Annotated in this window: 20 protein-coding genes; 10 read left to right on the forward strand and 10 right to left on the reverse strand. The window is 64.9% G+C overall.

Going from position 1 to position 22948, the window contains the following annotated elements:
* Positions 1-290: CopD family protein (locus PMN64_RS25130; RefSeq protein WP_411782558.1), on the forward strand; the 290-nt coding region annotated here is incomplete at its 5' end.
* A 252-nt stretch (positions 291-542) separates the two neighbouring features.
* Positions 543-1808, forward strand: a complete 1266-nt coding sequence (gene rho, locus PMN64_RS25135; RefSeq protein WP_028341998.1) for a transcription termination factor Rho — start codon at positions 543-545, stop codon at positions 1806-1808.
* 111 nt (positions 1809-1919) lie between these two features.
* Here the strand turns inward: rho and PMN64_RS25140 are convergent, their stop codons facing one another.
* Positions 1920-2204: a hypothetical protein gene (locus PMN64_RS25140; RefSeq protein ID WP_411782575.1), complete on the reverse strand. Its 285-nt coding sequence runs from the start codon at positions 2202-2204 to the stop codon at positions 1920-1922.
* On the opposite strand from PMN64_RS25140, the gene mnmE reads away from it, so the two are divergent.
* The 5 genes from mnmE to PMN64_RS25165 all read left to right on the forward strand — a co-directional run bounded on the left by mnmE (position 2104) and on the right by PMN64_RS25165 (position 8264).
* The gene (mnmE, locus tag PMN64_RS25145; protein WP_411782560.1) at positions 2104-3429 is read left to right on the forward strand and encodes a tRNA uridine-5-carboxymethylaminomethyl(34) synthesis GTPase MnmE; all 1326 of its coding nucleotides are present in this window, start codon (positions 2104-2106) and stop codon (positions 3427-3429) included. The two genes, PMN64_RS25140 and mnmE, sit on opposite strands and share 101 nt — an antisense overlap.
* Before the next feature lie 233 nt (positions 3430-3662).
* A complete protein-coding gene (gene mnmG / locus PMN64_RS25150) occupies positions 3663-5546 on the forward strand; it encodes a tRNA uridine-5-carboxymethylaminomethyl(34) synthesis enzyme MnmG (protein ID WP_411782561.1) in 1884 nt (627 codons plus the stop codon).
* Positions 5547-5680: 134 nt separating this feature from the next.
* Positions 5681-6346 carry a 16S rRNA (guanine(527)-N(7))-methyltransferase RsmG gene (rsmG, locus tag PMN64_RS25155; protein WP_411782562.1) on the forward strand — a complete coding sequence of 222 codons (666 nt, stop codon included), beginning with the start codon at positions 5681-5683 and terminating at the stop codon, positions 6344-6346.
* 31 nt (positions 6347-6377) lie between these two features.
* On the forward strand, positions 6378-7229 hold the full coding sequence (locus PMN64_RS25160; protein WP_028342002.1) for a ParA family protein: 852 nt from the start codon (positions 6378-6380) through the stop codon (positions 7227-7229).
* Positions 7230-7373: 144 nt separating this feature from the next.
* Positions 7374-8264, forward strand: coding sequence for a ParB/RepB/Spo0J family partition protein (locus PMN64_RS25165; protein WP_304497983.1), 891 nt, complete (start codon positions 7374-7376; stop codon positions 8262-8264).
* 106 nt (positions 8265-8370) lie between these two features.
* Here PMN64_RS25165 and holA read toward each other — a convergent pair whose 3' ends face one another.
* The 4 genes from holA to PMN64_RS25185 all read right to left on the reverse strand — a co-directional run bounded on the left by holA (position 8371) and on the right by PMN64_RS25185 (position 14548).
* Positions 8371-9402 (reverse strand): DNA polymerase III subunit delta, encoded by a 1032-nt coding sequence (gene holA / locus PMN64_RS25170; protein WP_411782563.1) that lies wholly within the window; start codon positions 9400-9402, stop codon positions 8371-8373.
* Between the two features lie 8 nt (positions 9403-9410).
* Entirely contained in the window at positions 9411-9968 is a 558-nt protein-coding gene (gene lptE / locus PMN64_RS25175) for an LPS assembly lipoprotein LptE (RefSeq protein ID WP_028342005.1), read from the reverse strand.
* Positions 9955-12609: a leucine--tRNA ligase gene (leuS, locus tag PMN64_RS25180; RefSeq protein ID WP_411782564.1), complete on the reverse strand. Its 2655-nt coding sequence runs from the start codon at positions 12607-12609 to the stop codon at positions 9955-9957. The genes lptE and leuS overlap by 14 nt, the downstream gene beginning before the upstream one ends.
* 247 nt (positions 12610-12856) lie before the next feature.
* Positions 12857-14548: a diguanylate cyclase domain-containing protein gene (locus tag PMN64_RS25185; protein ID WP_411782565.1), complete on the reverse strand. Its 1692-nt coding sequence runs from the start codon at positions 14546-14548 to the stop codon at positions 12857-12859.
* 109 nt (positions 14549-14657) lie between these two features.
* Between PMN64_RS25185 and PMN64_RS25190 the strand changes: the two genes are divergently transcribed.
* Positions 14658-15374, forward strand: coding sequence for a YggS family pyridoxal phosphate-dependent enzyme (locus tag PMN64_RS25190; RefSeq protein WP_411782566.1), 717 nt, complete (start codon positions 14658-14660; stop codon positions 15372-15374).
* A gap of 157 nt (positions 15375-15531) precedes the next feature.
* Here the strand turns inward: PMN64_RS25190 and PMN64_RS25195 are convergent, their stop codons facing one another.
* The gene (locus PMN64_RS25195) at positions 15532-16317 is read right to left on the reverse strand and encodes a 2-keto-4-pentenoate hydratase (RefSeq protein WP_411782567.1); all 786 of its coding nucleotides are present in this window, start codon (positions 16315-16317) and stop codon (positions 15532-15534) included.
* Between the two features lie 103 nt (positions 16318-16420).
* Positions 16421-16960: a L,D-transpeptidase gene (locus PMN64_RS25200; protein WP_028342010.1), complete on the reverse strand. Its 540-nt coding sequence runs from the start codon at positions 16958-16960 to the stop codon at positions 16421-16423.
* A gap of 242 nt (positions 16961-17202) precedes the next feature.
* Here PMN64_RS25200 and PMN64_RS25205 point away from each other — a divergent pair, with 242 nt between their 5' ends.
* Both PMN64_RS25205 and PMN64_RS25210 read left to right on the forward strand, forming a co-directional pair.
* Positions 17203-17889 (forward strand): response regulator transcription factor, encoded by a 687-nt coding sequence (locus tag PMN64_RS25205; protein WP_016841446.1) that lies wholly within the window; start codon positions 17203-17205, stop codon positions 17887-17889.
* A 57-nt stretch (positions 17890-17946) separates the two neighbouring features.
* The gene (locus PMN64_RS25210) at positions 17947-18387 is read left to right on the forward strand and encodes a cyclic nucleotide-binding domain-containing protein (RefSeq protein WP_076833662.1); all 441 of its coding nucleotides are present in this window, start codon (positions 17947-17949) and stop codon (positions 18385-18387) included.
* 178 nt (positions 18388-18565) lie between these two features.
* On the opposite strand, the gene PMN64_RS25215 is transcribed toward PMN64_RS25210, so the two are convergent.
* From PMN64_RS25215 to PMN64_RS25225, 3 genes are all read right to left on the reverse strand, one after another.
* A complete protein-coding gene (locus PMN64_RS25215) occupies positions 18566-19381 on the reverse strand; it encodes an exodeoxyribonuclease III (protein ID WP_028342012.1) in 816 nt (271 codons plus the stop codon).
* Between the two features lie 158 nt (positions 19382-19539).
* Complete coding sequence (locus PMN64_RS25220; RefSeq protein WP_028342013.1) at positions 19540-20358, reverse strand: outer membrane lipoprotein carrier protein LolA; 819 nt, start codon at positions 20356-20358, stop codon at positions 19540-19542.
* A 99-nt stretch (positions 20359-20457) separates the two neighbouring features.
* A complete protein-coding gene (locus tag PMN64_RS25225) occupies positions 20458-22938 on the reverse strand; it encodes a DNA translocase FtsK (protein WP_411782568.1) in 2481 nt (826 codons plus the stop codon).
* Positions 22939-22948 lie beyond the last annotated feature (10 nt).

Genomic DNA, 22948 nt, shown 5'->3' on the forward strand with positions numbered 1-22948 from the left:
TCATGGAGCGGCGGCTTTTGAAGGGGATCATCAACCCCGCGATGATCGTGACTTGGCTGGCCGGGCTTTTCCTGGTCTGGGCCGGACACTGGTACCTATCCGGCTGGTTTCACGTCAAATTTGCGCTGGTGCTCGCCATGTCGGGTATCCACGGCTTTTTGTCCCGCTGCGTGAAGGATTTCGCCGCCGACCGGAATCAGCGTAGCCAGAAATTCTATCGTATTATCAACGAGGTGCCGACGGTTCTGATGATCCTGATCGTGATCATGGTGGTGGTGAAGCCGTTCTAGACATCACGATGCTCAAGACGCATGCTTCAGTCCTTCTTGCGAAGGACGAATCGATTTTCTATATAGGATTTATCCCACCCCACGCAGGCGGATGTGGTCGCGTTCCGGTTCTTTTCGGACCGGCGCCGCATCAGGTTTGAAAGCCCAAACGGCACTTTCCTGGCTGAGACCTGCGGACCTTCCTTTGGCGTCCGCTTTTTCCAAAGCCACCTCGCACCCCTTCCCTACTTACTTCCTCACAGGACGACCCCAATGCGGGAAATCAAACTCCAGGACCTCAAATCGAAAACGCCGGCCGAGCTCGTCTCGTTTGCGGAAGAGAATGGGGTCGAGAATGCCAGCACCATGCGCAAGCAGGAGCTGATGTTCGCAATTCTCAAAAACCTCGCCGCCGCCGAGACCGACATTGTCGGCGAGGGCGTCGTGGAGGTGCTGTCCGACGGATTCGGCTTCCTTCGTTCGCCTGACGCGAACTACCTGCCCGGCCCCGACGACATCTACGTTTCGCCCTCGCAAATCCGCCGCTTCGGCCTGCGCACCGGCGACACCATCGAAGGACACATCCGCAGCCCGAAGGAAGGCGAACGCTACTTCGCGCTGCTGAAGGTCAATACGCTCAATTTCGAGGATCCCGAGAAGGCCAAGCACAAAGTCAATTTTGACAACCTCACGCCGCTGTTTCCTAATCAGCGTTTCCGCATGGAGCTTGAGGATTCCACCAAGAAGGACCTTTCCGCCCGCGTGATCGATATCGTCGCGCCGATCGGCAAGGGCCAGCGCGCGCTGATCGTGGCGCCGCCGCGCACCGGCAAGACGGTGCTGATGCAGAACATCGCGCACTCCATCACCGCCAATCATCCCGACTGCTATCTGATCGTGCTTCTGATCGACGAGCGTCCGGAAGAAGTCACGGACATGCAGCGCTCGGTGAAGGGCGAGGTGGTGTCCTCGACCTTCGACGAGCCTGCGGTGCGTCACGTCCAGGTTGCCGAGATGGTGATCGAGAAGGCCAAGCGTCTCGTCGAACACGGCCGCGACGTCGTGATCCTGCTCGATTCGATCACGCGCCTCGGCCGCGCCTACAACACCGTCGTGCCGTCATCCGGCAAGGTGCTGACCGGCGGTGTCGACGCCAACGCGTTGCAGCGGCCGAAGCGCTTCTTCGGTGCCGCGCGCAATATCGAGGAGGGCGGTTCGCTGACCATCATCGCGACCGCGCTGGTCGATACCGGCAGCCGCATGGACGAAGTCATCTTCGAAGAGTTCAAGGGTACCGGTAACTCCGAACTGATCCTCGACCGCAAGGTTTCGGACAAGCGGACCTTCCCGGCGATCGATATTGCCCGTTCCGGCACCCGCAAGGAGGAGCTGATCACCGATCCGCAGGTGCTCAAGAAGATGTACGTCCTTCGCCGCATCCTCAATCCGATGGGCACCATGGACGCCATCGACTTCCTGCTCGACAAGCTCCGCAACACGAAGAGCAACTCGGAATTCTTCGATTCCATGAACACCTGAGGCCAAGGCCGAAAAGAACAGGGCGCTCCGCATAAACGGGCGCCTTTTTCATGCTGCGGATTTGCTGCAGCGAAGTGCAGCATAAATGGAGACGCCGTCAGTGCTTATTTTTCATTTAACTATCTGATGTTGTTTATATTTCTTCCTAGCTTTGTAATCTAGCTGACGACGCTGCAGCAAAATTGCTGCGCGGCTGTTGCAGTGAGACCAGGTTATGTTGCGTCGCAGTATCGCGGTATGGGGGTGCGAAATCGGAGCGGCATTGCCTTTGCCGATTTGCTGGAAGAAATAGGCGATGCATTCACGCGACCAGACCATCTTCGCGTTATCCTCGGGGCGGCCGCCGAGTGCGATCGCCATCATCAGGCTGTCTGGTCCAATGGCCGAGTCGGTCATTGCAGGACTGGCGGGCAAGACGCCGATGCCGCGGCTGGCGACCCGCGCGCTGCTCCACGATTCGAACCATCAACCGATCGATGACGCGGTGGTGCTGTGGTTTCCAGGCCCGGCCAGCGCGACCGGCGAAGACGTCGCCGAATTTCATGTCCATGGCGGACGCGCGGTGTTGTCGGCGATGTTCGATGCGATCGCGGCATTCGACAACGTGCGGCCGGCCGAGCCGGGCGAGTTCACCCGGCGGGCCTTCGAGAACGGCAAGCTCGACCTGACCGAGGCCGAGGGCCTTGACGATCTGATCCACGCCGACACTGATCGGCAGCGGCGCCAGGCACTGCGCCAGCTGAAGGGGCTGCTCGGCGACCGCGCGCGAGACTGGCGCGAGCGGATCATCGCGGCGTCGGCGCTGATCGAGGCCGGCATCGATTTCTCCGACGAAGGCGATGTCCCGGCTGAACTGATCGCACCCGCGCTTAAGAAGATCCGGGCGCTGCATGAGGAGATCAAGCAAGTCCTTGCAGGGCAGGGGCAAGGCGAGCGGCTGCGCGACGGCCTCGTGGTCGCGATCGCCGGTCCGCCGAATGTCGGCAAATCGACCCTGATCAATCAGCTCGCCAAGCGCGAGGTCGCGATCGTCTCGCCGCATGCCGGCACGACCCGCGATGTGATCGAGGTGCAGCTCGATCTCGACGGCTATCCGGTGACGGTCATCGACACCGCCGGGATCCGCGAGACCGACGACCCGGTCGAGCAGGAGGGTGTCCGGCGCGCCCGCGCCCGCGCCGCGGAGGCGGACCTGGTGCTATGGCTAGCCGACAGCGGCGATGCAAAGGCGGGACATGGCGGCGCGACGCCGACCTGGCTGGTGCGGAACAAGATCGACCTGGTCAGGACCACGGCGGGCGAGGGCGGCAGTTACCCCGAATTCAGGATCTCGGCTGCTCGCGGCGACGGGTTGTCAGAGCTCATCGCCGCGCTGGTCGGGTTCGCTCAGGACTATTTTGGGACCAGCGAAGGTGGCTTGATCAGCCGGACGCGGCAGCGCGGTTTGCTGCAGGAGACCGTCGAATCTCTCCAGCGCAGCATCGACGTGGTCGGGCAGGGCGAAGAGCTGGCGGCGGAGGAACTCCGCCGGGCCGCCTACTCACTCGGTCGTCTGCTCGGCCGGGTGGACGTTGAAGACATTCTGGACGTCATCTTCCGCGAATTCTGCGTCGGGAAGTAGCGGGCGCCCATCTGTTTCACGTGAAACATGGTTTCGATCTGGTTAAGGAACCCTCGTCCTGTTTCACGTGAAACAATTGCCGATCAGACAGCCGCACTGTTTCACGTGAAACAGCTCCGTCCGTCATTGCGAGCGACGCGAAGCAGTCCATATTTGCCTCGGGCTTCGGGCTCAGAGAGCCGGTCCCAACTTCGTTCTTCCGGCTTTCATGACTCCACGATAGAAGTCCCGCCATGATTTCCAGGGCAGACTCATTTGACGTCATCGTCATCGGCGGCGGCCATGCCGGCTGCGAGGCCGCGAGCGTTGCTGCCCGGATGGGCGCAAAGACCGCCCTGGTGACCCATCGTTTCGCGACCATTGGCGCGATGTCGTGCAATCCCGCCATCGGCGGGCTCGGCAAGGGCCATCTGGTCCGCGAAGTCGACGCGCTGGACGGTCTGATGGGCCGCGTGGCCGACGCCGGCGGTATCCAGTTTCGCATGCTCAATCGCCGGAAGGGTCCGGCGGTCCGTGGCCCCCGGGCCCAGGCCGACCGCAAGCTCTACGCCGCGGCGATGCAGGCGGCGATCACCGAGACCGCGAACCTCAGCGTCATCGAAGGCGAGGCGGATGAACTCGTCGTCGTCGACGGCCGCGTGACCGGCATTTGCCTGGGCGATGGCCGCCGGCTGTCGGCGGGGGCGGTTGTCATCACGACCGGCACCTTTCTGCGCGGTCTGATTCATCTCGGGGAGAAGAACTGGCCGGCGGGCCGGGTCGGCGAGGCGCCGGCCATGGGCCTGTCTGCTTCCTTCGAACGGGCAGGGTTTGTGCTCGGCCGGCTCAAGACCGGGACGCCGCCGCGCCTCGACGGCACCACGATCGACTGGTCCGCGGTGGAAATGCAGCCCGGAGACGAGCCACCGGAGCCGTTTTCGGTCATGACTGACCGGATTACGACCCCGCAGATCCAGTGCGGCATCACCCGGACCACGCCGGCGACCCATGAGGTGATCCGGGCCAATGTGCATCGCTCGCCGATGTATTCCGGCCAGATCAAGAGCTCCGGACCGCGCTATTGCCCCTCGATCGAGGACAAGATCGTCCGCTTCGGCGACCGCGACGGCCATCAGATCTTCCTGGAGCCGGAAGGGCTCGACGACACCACGGTCTATCCGAACGGCATCTCGACCTCGCTACCGGAAGAGGTCCAGCTCGCGATCCTCGCCAGCATCCCCGGCCTCGAGCGGGTGAAGATGGTCCGGCCGGGCTATGCGATCGAATACGACCACGTCGACCCGCGCGAGCTCGATCCGACCCTGCAGACCAAGCGTCTGCGCGGGCTTTTCCTGGCCGGCCAGATCAATGGCACCACGGGCTATGAGGAGGCGGCGGGGCAGGGCGTTGTCGCCGGGCTCAATGCCGCTCTCGCCGCCGGAAGTGCCGATCCGATCGTGTTCGACCGCGCCGACGGCTATCTCGGCGTGATGATCGACGATCTCGTGACCCGCGGGATCACCGAGCCGTATCGCATGTTCACCTCGCGCGCCGAATACCGGCTGACGCTGCGGGCCGACAATGCCGACCAGCGCCTGACTGACAAGGGCATTGCGCTCGGATGCGTGGGAACGGCGCGGGCCGAGCGCCATCGGACCAAGATGGCGGCATTGGAGGCGGCCGAGCAACTGGCGAAGTCGCTCGCGATCACGCCGAATGGAGCCGCCAAGCACGGTCTCGCGCTCAATCGCGACGGCCATCGCCGATCGGCCTTCGAATTGCTGGCCTATCCGGAGATCGAGTGGCCCGCGGTCCAGGCGATCTGGCCGGAGCTGTCGGCCATTGACCCTGCGATTGCGGTGCATCTCGAGATCGATGCCAAATATGATGTCTATCTGAAGCGCCAGACCGCCGATGTTGACGCTTTCCGGCGTGACGAGGGTCTGGTTCTGACCGACGTCGATTATGCCGATGTCCCCGGTCTTTCGAACGAGGCGCGCGCCAAGTTGCAGAAGGCGCAGCCGCGGACCGTCGGCCAGGCGGGCCGGATTGACGGCATGACGCCGGCGGCGCTGGGTATTCTGGCGGCCTATCTGCGGCGCGAGGCGCGGCGGAAGGCTGCGAAGGCATCTGCCTGACGTTTCACGTGAAACGGGAGCCGGCCCGGACATCGCGAGGAGCGGAAGCGACGAAGCAATCCATTGCTTCTCAGGCGGGACTATGGATTGCTTTGCTTCGCTCACAATGACGAGCCCGACCGGCATTCCAGAGAATGGCTTCAATTTCGCAATCCGCCGAACTCAACGTCTCCGCCAAGGACAAGGCTGCGGCGCTCGCGCTGACGCCTGTTTCACGTGAAACAGAGGCGCGGCTCGACCGATACATTGCCCTCCTCCTGGCGTGGCAGGCCAAGACCAATCTTGTCGCGCCATCGACGCTGCCTGCCCTCTGGACCCGCCACGTCTCCGATTCGCTGCAGCTTCTGAGCTTGGTGCCGTCGGCGAAGTCGTGGGTCGATCTCGGCAGCGGCGGTGGCTTTCCCGGTGTCGTGCTGGCCTGCGCGCTGGCCGAGACACCCGGCGCGTCGATTCATTTGGTTGAGCGAATCGCCAAGAAGGCGGCATTCTTGCGCGAGGCGATACGGGTGACGGGCTCGCCGGGGACGGTGCATCTGGCTGATATCGGGGATACTGTGGATAGAATCCCGGGGCCCGTCGATTGCGTCACCGCGCGGGCGCTGGCTCCGTTACATCAACTCATCGGCTTTGCGGAGCCGTGGGTCAAAAAGGGCGCCAAGGCGCTGTTTTTGAAGGGTCAAGATGTAGAGGCCGAATTGACCGAGGCCACTAAATATTGGATTATTGAGCCAAAGCTACACGCCAGCCGCACCGGCGGACAGGGCTGGATCGTCGAACTCGGGTCAATCGAGCGGCGCTAGGGGACTCCGCGAGAGCAAATGGTATTTTGGTATGACTGTGATGGACGAGGTTTATCAAGAGGATAAGGCGTCCCAGCCGCCTGGCCATCCGCGCATCCTGTCGCTCGCCAACCAGAAGGGCGGGGTCGGCAAGACCACCACAGCGATCAATCTTGGGACTGCACTCGCTGCGATTGGTGAACGCGTCCTGATCGTCGATCTCGATCCGCAGGGCAACGCCTCGACCGGCCTCGGCATCGATCGCCGCAACCGCAGCTGCTCGACCTATGATGTGCTGATCGGCGAGGCGCCGCTGCGCGATGCCGTGGTCGCGACCGCGGTGCCGCGGCTGCATATCGCCGCTTCCACCATGGATCTCTCCGGCCTCGAGCTCGAGCTCGGCACCACGCCGGGCCGCGCGTTCCGGCTGCGCGATGCGATCGCAGGATTGAACAACAATGTCTCGCCGGAAGCCGACTACACCTATGTGCTGATCGACTGCCCGCCCTCGCTCAATTTGCTCACGGTGAATGCGATGGCGGCGTCGGACGCAATCCTGGTGCCGCTGCAATGCGAGTTCTTCGCGCTCGAAGGTCTGTCGCAATTGCTGCAGACCGTGGAGCAGGTGCGCTCGACGCTCAATCCGAGCCTGTCGATCCACGGCATCGTGCTGACCATGTTCGACTCGCGCAACAACCTCTCCAACCAGGTCGTTGCCGACGTGCGCCAGTTCATGGGCGACAAGGTCTACGACACCATGATTCCGCGCAACGTGCGCATCTCCGAGGCGCCGTCCTACGGCAAGCCGGTCCTGGTCTACGACCTCAAATGCGCCGGCAGCGATGCGTATCTCAAGCTCGCCACCGAAGTGATCCAGCGCGAGCGCGAGCTGCGCACGCATTGACGATGCGTAGGATGGGTAGAGCGAAGCGAAACCCATCACTCTCATTGCGAGCCGCGATGGGTTTCGCTTCGCTCTACCCATCCTACGTTTCTTTTGAAATTCAAGTCTGGAGTACTGCGTGTGAATCCAAGGGAGCTCGCAACAATGGCCGATGAAGCGCGTTCGCGACTGGGGCGCGGGCTGGCAAGCCTGATCGGAGATGTCGGCGGCGAGGCGGCCGCGCATGTCGAGCGGCCGCGCAACCAGCGCAAGGTGCCGATCGAATTCCTCAAGGCCAACCCGCGCAACCCGCGGCGCAGCTTCGCCGACACCGAGCTCGGCGAGCTTGCCGATTCGATCAGGCAGCGCGGCGTGATCCAGCCGATCGTGGTGCGCGCGATCAAGGGCGCGCAGGACCGCTACGAGATCATCGCCGGCGAGCGCCGCTGGCGCGCCTCGCAGCTCGCCGGTCTGCACGAGGTGCCGATCGTGCCGGTCGAGGTCTCTGATTCCGACGCGCTCGAGATCATGATCATCGAGAACGTCCAGCGCGAAGACCTCAATGCGATGGAAGAGGCGCAGGGCTATCACGCGCTCGCCGACGAGTTCAAACGCAGCCAGGAAGACATTGCCAAGATCGTCGGCAAGAGCCGCAGCCATGTCGCCAACATGATGCGGCTGACCAAGCTGCCCGCCGAGGTGCAAGCGCTGATCTCGAAAGGCGATCTCTCCGCCGGCCACGCCCGCGCGCTGATCGGCGTGCCGGATCCGCTCACCGCAGCGAAGCGCATCGTCGCCGAAGGCCTCAACGTCCGCCAGGCCGAGGCGCTGGCGCATGAGGAGGGCGTGCCGGAGCGCAAGCCGCAGAAGGCGCGCAGTGGCAGCGCGGCCAAGGTCGACAAAGATGCCGACACGCTGGCGCTGGAGAAGCGTGTCAGCGATGCGCTCGGCCTTGCCGTCACCGTCAGCCATCGCGATCCCGGCGGCACCGTCCAGATCAGCTACCGCAACCTCGAGCAGCTCGACGAGGTGGTGCGGCGGCTGGAGGGCGGTTAGCGGTTTCGTCATTCCGGGGCGCGCGTTAGCGCGAACCCGGAATCTCTCTCGATCACCGCTGGATTCCGGGTTCATGCTTCGCATGCCCCGGAATGACTCGATCAAATCACCCCCGCCGCTTCGCATTCGCCGCGATCGAGAGCAGCGCGCGCTGTGCGATCACGGCGGCGAGCGAGGCCTGCTTGCGCATGTCGAGCGCCGCGGTCGCGAGCTGATCGATCACGCTCACCAGCCGCGGCGGCGTGAAATTGCGCAGCGCGATTTCGACCGCAGGTTTGCGCGAGAAATGCAGCCGCGGAAATCCGCCGTCGAGCACGGCTGACGCCGGCGTGCCGTCCGCGATCGCCAGCGCCGATTTGTGCAGCCATGCCGCCTGGCGCTGCGCGGCCGAGATGATCACGCCGGGATAGGTGCCGGCGACCATTGCTTTCGTGAACTCGCTCTCGACCAGCGCGGCGTTGCCGGCGAAGGCGCCGTCGACGATCGGATCGAGCTTCAGCTCGGAGGCGTCGGACACCACGGTCATGACGTCCTCGAGCGTGATCTCGCCCTTGCCGTGCGCGAACAGCGCAAGCTTGCGCAGTTCGTTGCGCGAGGCCATGCGGTCGCCGCCGAGCAGCGACATCAGAACCGCGCGCGCATCCTGCGCGAGCCGCAGATTCGATACCCGCAGCTCGTCCTCGATCAGCTTGGTCAGGTCGCGCTCGGTGTCGGGATAGCAGCCGATCGCCACTGCATTCTTGGCGCGCTCGCAGATCTTGCGCAGCGGCGATTCCGGCCTGAGCTCGCCGGCCTCGATCACGATGCGGCAATCCCTGAGCGCGGTGGTCTCGGTCAGTGTCTCGACGCCGCTGGAAAAGTTGCGCGAGCCGGCGCGGACGCGGATGGCGCGGCGGCCGCCGAACAGCGGCATCGTCATGGCCTCGTCGACCAGCCGCGACGGTTCGGCGGCGAGCTCGTCGCCATCGAGCCGCACCAGCGAGAATGGATCATTGGGATCGTCGACCGCGGAGGCCATCAGCGCGTCGGCACGCTCGCGCACCAGGCCGAGGTCCGGGCCGTACAGCAGGATGATCGGACGGCCGGCGTCAGGCCGGGCGAGGAAGCTGTCGATCTCTTTTCCGCGAAGCGCGACCAATGCGGCGATCAGGTTCCGGTGGAGAAGAAGGAGGCGAGGCGGGTCTGGATGTTGTCGGCGATCTCCTGCGCGGCGCGGTCCTCGGCGTCGCGGAAGGCGCGGGCGCGGGCGAAGCGCTGGTAGGAGCCGGGCATGTCGTAGGACACGCGCGAGAACGTGGTGCCGGTCATCACCGACTTGTTCGACGCGATCTCGACCAGGTTGAACTGGGCGTCGATGCCGTAATTCTCGCTGGTCGGCAGCGCCGTGGCCTGGTCGATCATCAACGAGGAGCGGCTGGTGGTGAACCGCAGCACCAGCCGATGCGTCGGCGGTGCGCCGGTGGCGGTGCCGTAGAGCTTGAAGGCGAGGGCGTTGCGGACCTCGACGCCGACCCGGGCCTCGCGCGAGGCGTTCGGCTTGTCGACCGGCGGAACCTCGACGCCCATCAGCTTCTCGCGCAGGGCGGACGACTGGCCGTCGAGGGTGCGCTCGGCATACATCGGCTGGAAGCATCCGGCCGTCAGCGCGGCCAAGGCAGCCACGGCCACGAGCCGGGCGGCGATCCTGATCCTAGCCGACAACATTGACGATCCTCATGGGCACCACGATCACCTTGCGGACGGCTTTGCCACCCAAGGCGGCTTTTACCGCATCGAGCGCCAAAACGGCAGCCTCTATATCCGCATTTTGCGCCGCCCGTGGCACGGTAACATCACCTCGTTTTTTACCGTTGACCTGGACGACCAGGGTCACGCTGTCTTCGACCAGCAAATCGCGCTCGATTTGTGGCCAATCGGCCTCGGAAACCAGCCCGGTCTGGCCCAGAACCACCCAGCACTCCTCAGCCAGATGCGGCATCATCGGCGAGAACAGCTGCACCAGGATGGTCGCGGCCTCCTTGACCGCCCAAGAAACATCTGGAGCGGGGTCCGGCGCCGGCTTGTCGCCTTTCGCCAGCACCTCGGACAGCGCATTGGCGAACTCGCGGATATGGGCGAGACACACGTTGAAATGCAGCCGCTCGATCCCGGACGACACCTTGTCGAGCGCGCCATGGGCCGCCTTGCGCAGCGCCAATGCGTCGGGCCCGAACGTCGCCGGCCGGGCCGCCGGGGCGGCCTTGGCGATCTCGGCCGATTCGTTCACCAGCCGCCACAGCCGCTGCACGAAGCGCGAGGCGCCCTGCACGCGCTCGTCGCTCCAGATCACGTCGCGGTCCGGCGGCGAGTCCGACAGCATGAACCAGCGCGCGACATCGGCGCCGTAGCTCGCGATGATGTCGTCGGGGTCGACGGTGTTCTTCTTCGACTTCGACATCTTCTCGATCGGGCCGATCGCGACGTCCTCGCCGGTCGCCATCAGCACCGCGCGGCGGCCGTTGCCGCCGACCTCGATCTTCACCTCGGCCGGCGTGACCCAGCTGCCGTCGGCCTTCTGGTAGGTCTCGTGCACCACCATGCCCTGGGTGAACATGCCGGCGAACGGCTCGCTCATGTCGATGTGGCCGGTGGCCTTCATCGCGCGGGTGAAGAAGCGGCTGTAGAGCAGATGCAGGATCGCGTGCTCGACGCCGCCGATATACTGGTCGACCGGCATCATCCGGTTGGCGACCGCGGGCGTGGTCGGCGCGGTCTCGTTCCACGGGTCGGTAAAGCGCGCGAAGTACCACGACGAGTCCACGAAGGTGTCCATCGTGTCGGTCTCGCGCACGGCCTTGCCGCCGCACTTGGGGCAAGTCACATGCTTCCAGGTCGGATGATGGTCGAGCGCGTTGCCCGGCTTGTCGAAGCTGACATCCTCCGGCAGCGTCACCGGCAGCTGGTCGTCGGGCACCGGCACCACGTCGCAGGTCGGACAATGGATCACCGGGATCGGGCAGCCCCAGTAGCGCTGGCGCGAAATGCCCCAGTCGCGCAGGCGGAAATTCACCTGCCGCTCGCCGACCGGCGCCAACCTTCCTTCCCCTGGCAAGGCGCGCACTTCGTTTTCCAGCCGCTTGGCTACCTCTTCCTTGGCCGCTTCGATGGTCATGCCGTCGAGGAAGCGCGAATTGATCATGCGGCCGTCGCCGTCATAGGCGACGTCTGATATGACGAACGTCTTCGGGTCCTGGCCCTCGGGGCAGACCACCGGCACGTTGCCGAGATCGTACTTGTTGACGAAGTCAAGGTCGCGCTGGTCGTGCGCCGGGCAGCCGAAGATCGCGCCGGTGCCGTATTCCATCAGCACGAAGTTCGCGACATAGACCGGCAGCTTCCAGTTCGGATCGAACGGATGCACCGCCTTGATGCCGGTGTCGAAACCCTGCTTCTCGGCGGTGTCGATGATCGACTGCGCGGTGCCGATCTTCTTGATGTCGGCGATGAACTCCGCGAGCTTCGGGTTCTTCGCGGCAGCCGCCTGCGCCAGCGGGTGATCCGCCGAGATCGCCATGAACTTGGCGCCGAACAGCGTGTCCGGCCGCGTCGTGAAGATCTTCAGCTCGCTTTCGCCGGCCGGCGTCGTCGCCGCATCCAGCGCGAAGCGGATCAGCAAGCCCTCGGAGCGGCCGATCCAGTTGCGCTGCATCAGGCGCACCTTGTCGGGCCAGCGGTCGAGACCATCCAGCGCCGCCAAGAGCTCCTGCGAGTACTTCGTGATCTTGAAGACCCACTGACTCATCTCGCGCTGCTCGACGACGGCGCCCGAGCGCCAGCCGCGGCCGTCGATCACCTGCTCGTTGGCGAGCACGGTCATGTCGACCGGATCCCAGTTCAGCTTGCGCTTCTCGCGCTCGGCGAGGCCGGCGTGCAGCATGTCCAAAAACATCTTCTGCTGATGCTTGTAGTAGCTGGGGTCGCAGGTCGCGAATTCGCGCGACCAGTCGAGCGACAGCCCGATCGACCGCAGCTGCTTCTTCATCGCGGCGATGTTGTCGTAGGTCCAGGCCTTCGGCGCCACCTTGCGCTCGATCGCGGCATTCTCCGCCGGCAGGCCGAACGCGTCCCAGCCCATCGGGTGCAGCACGTTGTAGCCCCTGGCGCGCATGAAGCGGGCCAGCACGTCGCCGAGCGTGTAGTTGCGGACATGGCCGATATGGATGCGCCCCGACGGATAGGGGAACATCTCGAGCACATAGTATTTCGGCCGCGGATCGTCGTTCTTGGAGGCGAAGATCGCCTTTTCGTCCCACAGGCGCTGCCAGCGGGGCTCGGATTCACGGGCGTTATAGCGTTCGGCGGTCATGAAATCGCAAGGATTTTGGGTGGCTTTGGGTGATTTTCGGGTCCCATCCGGGGACGGCGGACTAGGCCACAAAAGCGCCTGCGCGGTCAACGGCTTGGGGCCTCCAAACGCCCCATCCCGTCGCGCAGCCGCCCTGCCTCTGTCGCAGGGGCGCCGTCTGCAGCCTCCTCGACGTCCTGACGAAAATATGCGGCGTCGCCGATCATCATGGTTCCGCGCTCATGGCGCGGCTCGGCCACGCATGATCTCAGCTCGCCAGCGCCATCCCGGCTTCGTCCAGCGTCTGCAGGAAGCCGTGCTCGATCACGGCGTTGCGGCCGCGGCGCTTGGCGGCGTAGAGGGCGGCGTCGGCGGCTTCGATCAGGTCGCCGGGGCGCTGGGTCTCGTTCGGCTTGGTCGTGGCAACGCCGACGCTGACGGTGACGACACAATGGCTCGAGGACGTGTGCGGCACGGCAAGGCCGAGCACGGCGGTGCGCACGGTCTCGCCGATCGCGAGCGCATGCGCGGCGTCGGTGTTCGGTAGCAAGAGACAGAATTCCTCGCCGCCATAGCGGCCGGCGAAGCCCATGGTGTCGGCGGCGATCCCGGACAGCACCTCGCCGATCCGGGTCAGGCAGGCATCGCCCTCGGGATGGCCATAGGTGTCGTTGTAGAGCTTGAAGTGATCGACATCGATCATCATCAGGGACAGCTCGCATTCATATTGCTGCGCCCGCATCCATTCGAAGTCGAGCCGGCTCTGGAAGCCGCGGCGGTTGGCAAGGCCCGACAGCGCGTCGATCGAGGCCATCACGGTGAGGCGATCGTTGGAGGCGACGAGCTCGCGCTCGCGCTGGCTGAGCTGCGCCGCCATCGCGTTGAAGGCGCGCGCCAGCGGCACGAATTCCGACGGCAGCTTGTGCTTGGCGACGCGTGCCGACCAGTCGCCTTCGCCGAACCGCCGCGCCATACCGGTCATCAGCTCGATCGGATGGATGACGAGCCGCTCGGCGCCGACCAGGGCACCCAACAAGACGAAAAGGCAGACGAAGCCGAGCTGCAGATAGGCGGTGCGGATCTCGCGGTTGATCGCCGCGGTCACCTTGGCCTCATCCATGCTCACGATCAGCCGCGACTGCGTTCCGGCGATGCGCGCGAAGCTCAGCGTGCGCTGCGCGCCGTCGGACGCCGTGAACGACACCGAGCCGGATGGTTCGTCATAGCTCAGCGCCTTCTCGGCGATCGCGGCCATCAAGGGGATGGTGTCGAGCGAGCGGCCGATCAGGCTCGCATGATCCGCGGGCGCGGCGATCACGACGCCGGTGCTGTCGACGAGAACGGCCGACATGCCGGGCTGGCCGCCGAGATTGGCCATGATCTGCGACAGCCAATCGATGTTGATGCCGGCGACGACGACGGCATCCTGCTCCGGATTGATCGCGGCCACCGGATAGGCGGCCATCATCATCGGGCGGCCGTTGGTCCTGCCGCGCAGATAGTCGCTGAACACGAAGCCGCGGTTGTCCTGCGCCTTCTTGAAATATTCGCGGTCGCCGACATTGAGGCCGACCTGGACGTTGAGGGTCGAGCACTGCACCAGCCCGTCCCTGGAGACGAACATGATGCTGCGGATCCAGGGCAGCACCGTCGGCAGGCTGGCGCGCAGCACCTCGCAGCTCTGCGCGATGCCGCCGGAAGCGCGGATATAGGCGGCGGATTTCAGCATGGTCTCGACCGAGGAGACCACCTCGCGCTGGGTCTCGGCGGCATGCGCGGTGAGGCTGGCATAGCCGGCCGCGGCCTGCGCAATCTGCTTGCTGCGGGAGTCTTCCAGCGTGCGGACGCGGTCGAGCATCAGGGGCGCGACCAGCATCAGCGCAAGCAAGGCCAGCCGGGCACGAATTCCCAGAACCTTCTTGAGCCTGACCCGGTTGCGGTTGAAAGTGACGCCCGACATTCTATTCCCTTGCCCGTGCGCAAGGTAGAATGCAGGGCTTCAAAAAGCCTTTCCCGAATTTGGTAAAATTCGAGCCAACCCCCCGCACCTGTCAGAGAACGGCACAAGCATGACGCAAAGCCCGACCACGCCGTTACCGCCCGGTTCACCACATGACCCTGCCTCCGGCCTCGCCGCCGTCGAACGCGAGATCGCCCATGCCTGCAAGGAAGCGCGGCGCGACCGTGCGTCGGTGACCTTGATCGCGGTGTCGAAGACGTTCGCGGCTGACGCAATTTTGCCGATTATCGGCGCGGGACAGCGCGTATTTGGCGAAAACCGCGTGCAGGAGGCCAAGGGCAAGTGGCCGGCGCTAATCCAGGCTCACCCGGGATTGCAGCTGCATCTGATCGGGCCGTTGCAGTCGAACAAGGCCAAGGAGGCGGTCGCGCTGTTCGATGCGATCCATTCGGTCGACCGCACCAGCATTTGCGAAGCGTTAGCCAAGGAAATCAAAAATCAAGGGAAGCACCCGGAACTGTTCGTCCAGATCAATACCGGCGAGGAGCCGCAGAAGGCCGGCGTCGCGCCGCAGGACGCGGATACCTTCATCGCGGCCTGCCGTGACACCTACGGCCTGTCGATCTCGGGACTGATGTGCATCCCGCCAGTCGACCAGGCGCCGGCGCCGCACTTCGCGCTCTGCGCCAAGATCGCCGCGCGCAACGGCCTGAAGAATCTCTCGATGGGCATGAGCGCGGATTTCGCCGTGGCGATCCAGATGGGCGCCACCCATGTGCGCGTGGGCTCGGCGATTTTTGGGACGCGGACGGCGCCGCATAACTGAAGCCGCACAACTAATGTCGTCCCTGCGAAAGCAGGGACCCATACGCCGCGGCCATCGTAAGGGGCGCGCGGCGAGACGTTCGTCCTGAAACTGACTTCGGTGGTTATGGGTCCCTGCTTTCGCAGGGACGACATCGTGTATGTAGCGATCGCAACGCCTACGCGAACTTCACCGACACTTTTCCGATCGCGCCGAAATCGGCCGCGAATTCATCGCCCGCGGCGATCGGCAGCGGGGGATGGCAGGTGCCGGTGGTGACGACTTCCCCTGCCCGCAAGGTCAGCCCGAGCGCGCGCAGCTCGTTGGCGCACCAGGCGAGCGCTGTGCGGGGATCGCCGAGCACGTTCTTGCCGTGGCCGATATAGCGCTCGCCGCGCAGTGTGATGACCGGGCGGTCCTCGACCAGATCGATCGCGCGCCAGTCCGCTGTCGTTGCGGGTCCGAGCACGAACAGATGCGCGCAGGCATTGTCGGCGATCAGCTGCGCTTCGCCGGCGGCGACGAAATCGGCGAAACGCGAATCCGGAATCTCGATCGCCGGATGCAGCGTGCCGACGGCCTCCAGCACCTCCTGCACGCTGTAGGGCGTCGTGCGCGGCGCGAGGTCGCGCGCCATGCGGAAGGCGTATTCCGGCTCGCCGACGCGCATCTCGTTGCCCTGCATCGACGCGGTGCCGCCATCCGGTATCAACGTCTCGGCGAGGATGCGCCCCGCGAGCGGTCCCGCGACATTGATGTGCTTCTGGCCGGCCGCGCTGGTCGCGGCGATCTTCCAGCCGAACAGTTTTTCGCGCGACGTTTTCTCAAGCGCAGCCTGCACCGCGTAGCCCTCGGCGCGATCGCGCGGCCGAATTGCGCCATCGAGTGCTGTGAGCTTGGTGCCGGCGAGCCAGTGATCGTGCAGGACCTTCGAGGCGGCGGCGATCTGGTTGTTGTCGAGCATGCTTTTTCACTCCCGCGGGAATTATTTTCTGTTGTGTGCAATCTCAGCACAAACGCGTCGCGCCTGTCGCGTGGGAAAACCGATGCTGAGCTATTCCACCACCCTACCCAATAACGATCCGGGTCTGCGGCGACATCCGCCGCAACAGCCGCAGCATCGACGCTTTCGTCATCGAGACGCAGCCTGCGGTCGGCGCGAAATTCGGCCGCGCCAGATGCAGGAACACGGCGCTGCCGCGGCCGGCGATGCGCGGCGCGGCGTTGTGATCGATCTCGATAATGAAATCGTAGAGATGGTCCTCGCGAGTCAGGCGGTCGCCGCCCTGCTCGCGATCGAGCCGGATCGGCTGGTTGTAGTGACGGTCGGCGGGGTCCTCGCACCAGGCATCCTCGCGACGGATCGGCCGGGTCGGCAGGAAAGTCGTCGGACGCTGATGCCGGTCGGCGCGCCACCAGAGCTGGCGCGGATGGAAGACGCCGCGCGGCGTGCCGCCGTCGCCCTCGCGCTTGTTGGCGAGGATTCCGCCGCGCCCGAGCGCCACCGGCACGGTCCAGCCATCGGCGGTCAGCCAGCCCCGGCGCGGGTCGCCGGCGGCTGCTCGGACCTCGATGATGGAGAGCGGCCGATCACGTTTAACTGTCATATAAGTGATTGAAATAGCTGATCTTCCCTTAAGAATCGTTCCAAACTGAGCTTGCCTTGGAGGTTCAGAACATTCTATCTCCCGGCATTACAGGACATTCACGTCCTGCCCCGCCGGATTTGAGGTAGACTGCGTTGCCTTGTGAATCGGTAACAATCGCCTACCTGAGAACATATCTAGCCGATGTTACGGCCATAGGCGCCCTCCGCTTCTGACCGCCCCGCCCCCGAAGGATTGTACCTATGGCCAATGCCCGCAAGATCTTGATCGTGGATGACGATACCGATCTGCGCGATACGCTGGTCGAGCAGCTGTCGCTGCACGAGGAATTCGAAGCCTCCGCAGTCGACACCGGCGCCAAGGGCGCCACTGCCGCCAAAGCCAATTCCCCCGATCTGGTCCTGATGGACGTCGGCCTGCCCGACACCGACGGCCGCGAAGTGGTCCGCTCGCTCCGCAAGGGCGGCTTCAAGGCACCGATCATCATGCTGACCGGCCACGACACCGATTCCGATACGATTCTGGGGCTCGAATCCGGCGCCAACGACTATGTAGCGAAGCCATTTCGTTTCGCGGTGCTGCTGGCCCGGATCCGGGCGCAGCTCCGCCAGCACGAGGCCAGCGAGGACGCGGTGTTCTCGGTCGGCCCCTACTCGTTCCGGCCCGGCTCGAAGATGCTGACCGGCGCCAATGCCAGGAAGGTGCGGCTGACCGAGAAGGAAACCGCGATCCTCCGCTTCCTCTACCGCGCCGGCCAGATGCCGGTGTCGCGCGAGACCCTGCTCCAGGAAGTCTGGGGCTACAATTCCGGTGTCACCACCCACACGCTGGAAACCCACATCTACCGCCTCCGCCAGAAGATCGAGAAGGACGCCGCCAACCCGGAAATCCTGGTGACGGAAGCCGGTGGCTACAAGCTGGTGCCGTGATACGCTTTGCGCTCAACGATTCGTGAAATCGAGGCGCGCCGCGGTTACCGGACCTGAATGTCGATCGATGATGACGTAGCCCTGCTCGAGCGGGTCCCGACGATGCGTCTGTTGGGCGAGAGCTCCTTGCGCATGCTGGCGATCGGCTCCGAGCAACGTGATTTCAACGCAGGCGACGTGCTGTTCAAGGCCGGCGACGCTGCGGACGCCGGCTATGTCGTGCAGCGCGGCACCTTCCGCGTCGAGGAAGGTGGCGCCGAGATCATTGCCGGTCCCGGCGCGCTGATCGGCGAGCTCGCATTGATCGTCGCGATGAAGCGGCCGTCGACCGCCACCGCGCTGGAGCGCGGCTCGGTGATCCGCGTCGCGCGCAGCCTGTTCCAGCGCGTGCTGGAAAGCGATCCCGCCGCGGCCCTTCGGCTGCGCGACGAACTCGCATTGCGTACCAGCCAGCTCGCAAGCGATATCCTGATGGCAGGCGGGAAGTTGAGTACGTGAACTTTCGGCGCGTCATTCCGCAAGGTCATTGAACCGTCACCCTGAGGTGCGAGCCTTGCGGCGCAATTGCGCCGCTGGGCGAGCCTCGAAGGGTCGACGGCCACCAGCCGGGCCGTGCACCCTTCGAGACGCGCGTTCCGCGCTCCTCAGGATGACGGATCGGGGGTCGGCGGCGCCCCTAAACCTCCATCACCGCCGTCACCGGCACGTGGTCCGACGGGCGCTCCCAGCCGCGGGCGTCGCGGGCGATCCTGAAATCGCTGACCTGATCCTTCAGCGCGCGCGAGACCCAGATATGATCGAGCCGGCGGCCGCGATCGCCGACGGTCCAGTCCGCCGCGCGGTAGCTCCACCAGGTGTAGACCTTCTCCGACATCGGGATCCGCTCGCGCGCGATGTCGAACCATTCGCCATGCGCCTGCGCGGCGAGCAGCTTCTCGGTCTCGACCGGCGTGTGCGAGACCACCTTGAGCAGCTGCTTGTGCGACCAGACGTCGTTCTCATGCGGCGCGACGTTGAGGTCGCCGACCAGGATGTGGCGGTCGTCGCCGCGCGGATGCAACGGCTCGCAGGCCTTCATCTCGTCGAGGAATTGCAGCTTGTGCTCGAATTTCGGATTGAGCGCGGGATCGGGAATGTCGCCGCCGGCCGGGACGTAGAAATTATGCAGCACCAGCGGCTTTGACAGCTGCGCCTTCTCGCCGAAGGACACCGAGATGTGTCGTGAATCGATCTTGTCGCAGAACGTCCTGATGTCGGTCGTCTCGAACGGCAGGCGCGAGACGATGGCGACGCCGTGATAGCCCTTCTGTCCGTTCAGCGCGACGTGCTCATAGCCGAGCCGCTTGAAGCGCTTGAGCGGAAATGCATCGTCGATGCATTTGGTCTCCTGCAGGCACAGCACATCCGGCCGCGCGCTCTTGATGAACTTGGCGACGGTGTCGATGCGCAGGCGCACCGAATTGATGTTCCAGGTGGTGACGGAGAACCGCATGAGAGGTGCGTCTTAGCACGGTTCTCAGTGCGGGTTGGCGCTTTGTCCACAAGCAAGCGCTTGTAGGATGGGTAGAGCGAAGCGAAACCCATCATTGACGCAGCTCGCCGTGACCGCGATGGGTTTCGCTGCGCTCTACCCATCCTACAGCGTCACGGCTAGCCCGGCGAGGTGCCGGGATAGGTCGTGAAGTCGATCTTGAACAGCGCCGGATCGGGCTTCTGCGTCGCGTCGAGATTGTAGACCGCAACGGTCGTGTCGTAGCCCTGCGGGTCGGTGACGGTCCACTGCTTGAGCTTGCCGTCCTTGGCGCCGATCATCAGCAGGAAGCGGCTGGTGCCGACCAGCGCCTGCTTCTCCTCGATCGTGATGCTGACGAACACGTCATCGGCGGTGACGCTGATGACGTTGGTGTCCTTCATCAGGTCGATGCGGTCCGACAGCAGATAGCGCAGCGGGGTCTGCGACAGCGGATAGACGTCCTGGGTGGCGAGCCTGCGGTCGCGCACCGCGACCGAGGAGCCGTCCGCGATCACCTCGATCGGGCTCGGATCGTCATATTCGAAGCGCAGCTTGCCGGGTTTCTGGATGTAGAAATCGCCCTTGGTCTTGGTGCCGTCGGGGCCGACCTGGACGAAATTTCCGACCAGCGTTTGCAGCGACGAGAGGTAGGCCGAGACCTTGGCGGCCTGCGCCTTCTGGTTGGCGTCGAAGGTCTGGAAGATGTTGGCGGGCACATTGCGGCGCGGATCGGGAATCACCGGGTTCGGCGGTGCCTGGGTGGCGCCCGTCGTCGTCGGGCCCTTGTCCGCATTGGTCTGCGCGCCGGCGTCCTTCTTTGGCGCAGCCTTGGCTCCAGCGCTGGGTGCGGGCTTCGGCGGCGGCGCATTCTGCGCAGTCGCAGCGCCGGCGATCGCGGCGGTGACGAGAAGAGCCAGCGCGGTGCGCGTGCCGCGGTCAATGAGGTGTTTTGCCATCAGATATGTCAGGTCTCTGTTCGACGCTCGTCCCGCTGCGCCGGATTTTATCCCGCCTCTTCCGAGGGAGATATGGTTTTTCCGTGATGATCGCCCCGATCAGAACTGGCCTTCTTCCTCCCCGACCAGGATTTCGCGCTTTCCGGCGTGATTCGCCGGACCGACGATGCCCTCAAGTTCCATCCGCTCCATCAGCGAGGCGGCGCGGTTATAGCCGATCTGCAGCCGGCGCTGGATGTAGGAGGTCGACGCCTTGCGGTCGCGCTTGACGATTGCAACCGCCTGCGTGAACAGATCGCCGCCGCCGTCGCCGCCCATGCCGGTGGCATCGAACACGGCGCCGTCCTCGTCGGTCGGCTCTTCGGCGGTGACGGCTTCGAGATATTCCGGTGCGCCTTGCGTCTTGAGGTGACGCACCACCTTCTCGACTTCCTCGTCGGAGGCGAACGGGCCGTGCACGCGGCTGATGCGGCCGCCGCCCGCCATGTAGAGCATGTCGCCCTGGCCGAGCAGCTGCTCGGCGCCCATCTCGCCAAGGATGGTGCGGCTGTCGATCTTCGACGTCACCTGGAAGGCGATGCGGGTCGGGAAGTTCGCCTTGATCGTGCCGGTGATGACGTCGACCGACGGACGCTGCGTCGCGAGGATGACATGCAGGCCGGCGGCGCGCGCCATCTGCGCGAGGCGCTGCACCGCGCCCTCGATGTCCTTGCCGGCGACCATCATCAGGTCGGCCATCTCGTCGACGATGATGACGATGTAGGGCAGCGGCTCGAGGTCGAGCTTCTCTTCCTCGTAGATCGCCTTGCCGGTCTCCTTGTCGAAGCCGGTGTGGACGGTGCGCGTCAGCTCTTCGCCCTTGGCCTTGGCTTCGACGAGGCGCGCATTGTAGCCGTCGATGTTGCGAACGCCGAGCTTGGCCATCCGCTTGTAGCGCTCCTCCATCTCGCGCACGGCCCATTTCAGCGCCACCACCGCCTTCTTCGGATCGGTGACGACGGGCGTCAGCAAGTGCGGGATACCGTCATAGACGGAGAGTTCGAGCATCTTCGGATCCACCATGATCAGGCGGCACTGATCCGGCCGCAGCCGGTACACCAGGCTCAGGATCATGGTGTTGATCGCGACCGATTTGCCGGAGCCGGTGGTGCCGGCGATCAGCATATGCGGCGTGCGCGCCAGATCGATGATGACGGGATCGCCGCCGATCGTCTTGCCGAGGCACAGCGGCAGCTTCGCAACCGAATCGATGCTTTCCTTGGCGACCAGAAGCTCGCGCAGATAGACCTTCTCGCGATGCGCGTTCGGCAGCTCGATGCCGATCGCGTTGCGGCCGGCAACCACGGCGACGCGGGCCGACAGCGCGCTCATCGAGCGCGCGATGTCGTCGGACAACCCGATCACGCGCGACGACTTGATGCCGGGCGCCGGCTCGAGCTCGTACAGTGTGACCACCGGGCCGGGATTGGCCTTGACGATCTCGCCGCGCACGCCGAAGTCCTGCAGCACGCCTTCGAGCGCGCGCGAATTGGTTTCGAGCTCGGCCTTGCTCAGCGGCTGGCGATCGCTGGCTTTCGGCGCACTGAGCACGGAGACCGAGGGCAGCTCGAACTTGTCGGAATTCTTCTTCTTCGGCTTCGGCTCGGCCTTCTTGCGCGGGGCGCGGGCGGCGGGAGCTTCGTCCTCCTCGTCCTCCTCTTCCTCATCGTCGTCGAAAGCTTCAGCTTCGTCCTCATCATGGTCTTCATGCGCGGGCGCGATCGAGGGCGCCGAGCGGCCGCCGCCGATATTCGGCTCCTGGCGCTCGAACGCAGCGCTGCGGCCCTGGGCTCCGCTTGAGACCAGCGATCTGTAGGCGGTGGTCAGCAGCCAGCCGAGCCGCGCTTTCGCGCTCATCAGCGCATGGAACAGCCAGCCCAGCGAAACCGAGCTGCGGTCGTTGTCTTCTTCCTCGACGAACGGCTCGTCATCGTCAGATATCGGCGTCAGCTCGTCGTCCTGCTCCTTGGCGCCCCAGCCGCAGGCGAACAGGAAGCTTGCCGTCATTGCGACGACCAGGATCGAGCCGAGCACGACGCGATAGATGAAGCCGGGCGGGCCGAACACGACGGCCGGCGCACGCAGCAGCGCGTCGCCGACCACGCCGCCGAGCCCGGTCGGCAGCGGCCATGCGGTGTTGTGCGGCCAGCAGCTGGCGAAGCCCGCCGCGATCACCGTGCACAGGATCCAGCAGCCGAGCCGCAGCGCCTCGCGGTCGAACGGGCGATGCGTCAGCATCCGCCAGCCCCACACCGCGACCGGCAGCACCAGCATGATGGCGCCGAGGCCGAGGATCTGCATCAACAGGTCGGCGCCGATCGCGCCGGGATAGCCGAGCACGTTGCGGATCGCGCGCGAGGTGGCGTGGCTCAGCGACGGATCCTGCACCGACCAGGTCATCAGCGCCGCCGTGATGGCGCCGGACAGCGCGATCAGGCCGAGCCCGGTGAGTTCGCGCAGCCGTCGCGCCAGCGCCTCGCGGAGCGAGAGCGGCAGATGGCCGACCAGGGGGATGACACGTTCGATCGCTGGCATACTCAATCTTCGCGCT

This window comes from Bradyrhizobium sp. UFLA01-814, assembly GCF_046718885.1.
Taxonomy (GTDB): Bacteria; Pseudomonadota; Alphaproteobacteria; order Rhizobiales; family Xanthobacteraceae; genus Bradyrhizobium; species Bradyrhizobium elkanii.

Bases quoted from the DNA above. Each gene is read 5' to 3' on its own strand.
- rsmG (WP_411782562.1), top strand. From the start codon at position 5,681: ATGGCTTCAATTTCGCAATCCGCCGAACTCAACGTCTCCGCCAAGGAC.
- PMN64_RS25195 (WP_411782567.1), bottom strand. From the start codon at position 16,317: ATGCTCGACAACAACCAGATCGCCGCCGCCTCGAAGGTCCTGCACGAT.
- PMN64_RS25140 (WP_411782575.1), bottom strand. From the start codon at position 2,204: ATGACCGACTCGGCCATTGGACCAGACAGCCTGATGATGGCGATCGCA.
- PMN64_RS25205 (WP_016841446.1), top strand. From the start codon at position 17,203: ATGGCCAATGCCCGCAAGATCTTGATCGTGGATGACGATACCGATCTG.
- rho (WP_028341998.1), top strand. From the start codon at position 543: ATGCGGGAAATCAAACTCCAGGACCTCAAATCGAAAACGCCGGCCGAG.
- PMN64_RS25165 (WP_304497983.1), top strand. From the start codon at position 7,374: ATGGCCGATGAAGCGCGTTCGCGACTGGGGCGCGGGCTGGCAAGCCTG.
- lptE (WP_028342005.1), bottom strand. From the start codon at position 9,968: ATGTTGTCGGCTAGGATCAGGATCGCCGCCCGGCTCGTGGCCGTGGCT.
- PMN64_RS25215 (WP_028342012.1), bottom strand. From the start codon at position 19,381: ATGCGGTTCTCCGTCACCACCTGGAACATCAATTCGGTGCGCCTGCGC.
- PMN64_RS25190 (WP_411782566.1), top strand. From the start codon at position 14,658: ATGACGCAAAGCCCGACCACGCCGTTACCGCCCGGTTCACCACATGAC.
- PMN64_RS25160 (WP_028342002.1), top strand. From the start codon at position 6,378: ATGACTGTGATGGACGAGGTTTATCAAGAGGATAAGGCGTCCCAGCCG.
- mnmE (WP_411782560.1), top strand. From the start codon at position 2,104: ATGCATTCACGCGACCAGACCATCTTCGCGTTATCCTCGGGGCGGCCG.
- PMN64_RS25210 (WP_076833662.1), top strand. From the start codon at position 17,947: ATGTCGATCGATGATGACGTAGCCCTGCTCGAGCGGGTCCCGACGATG.
- PMN64_RS25220 (WP_028342013.1), bottom strand. From the start codon at position 20,358: ATGGCAAAACACCTCATTGACCGCGGCACGCGCACCGCGCTGGCTCTT.
- PMN64_RS25185 (WP_411782565.1), bottom strand. From the start codon at position 14,548: ATGTCGGGCGTCACTTTCAACCGCAACCGGGTCAGGCTCAAGAAGGTT.
- leuS (WP_411782564.1), bottom strand. From the start codon at position 12,609: ATGACCGCCGAACGCTATAACGCCCGTGAATCCGAGCCCCGCTGGCAG.
- PMN64_RS25200 (WP_028342010.1), bottom strand. From the start codon at position 16,960: ATGACAGTTAAACGTGATCGGCCGCTCTCCATCATCGAGGTCCGAGCA.
- mnmG (WP_411782561.1), top strand. From the start codon at position 3,663: ATGATTTCCAGGGCAGACTCATTTGACGTCATCGTCATCGGCGGCGGC.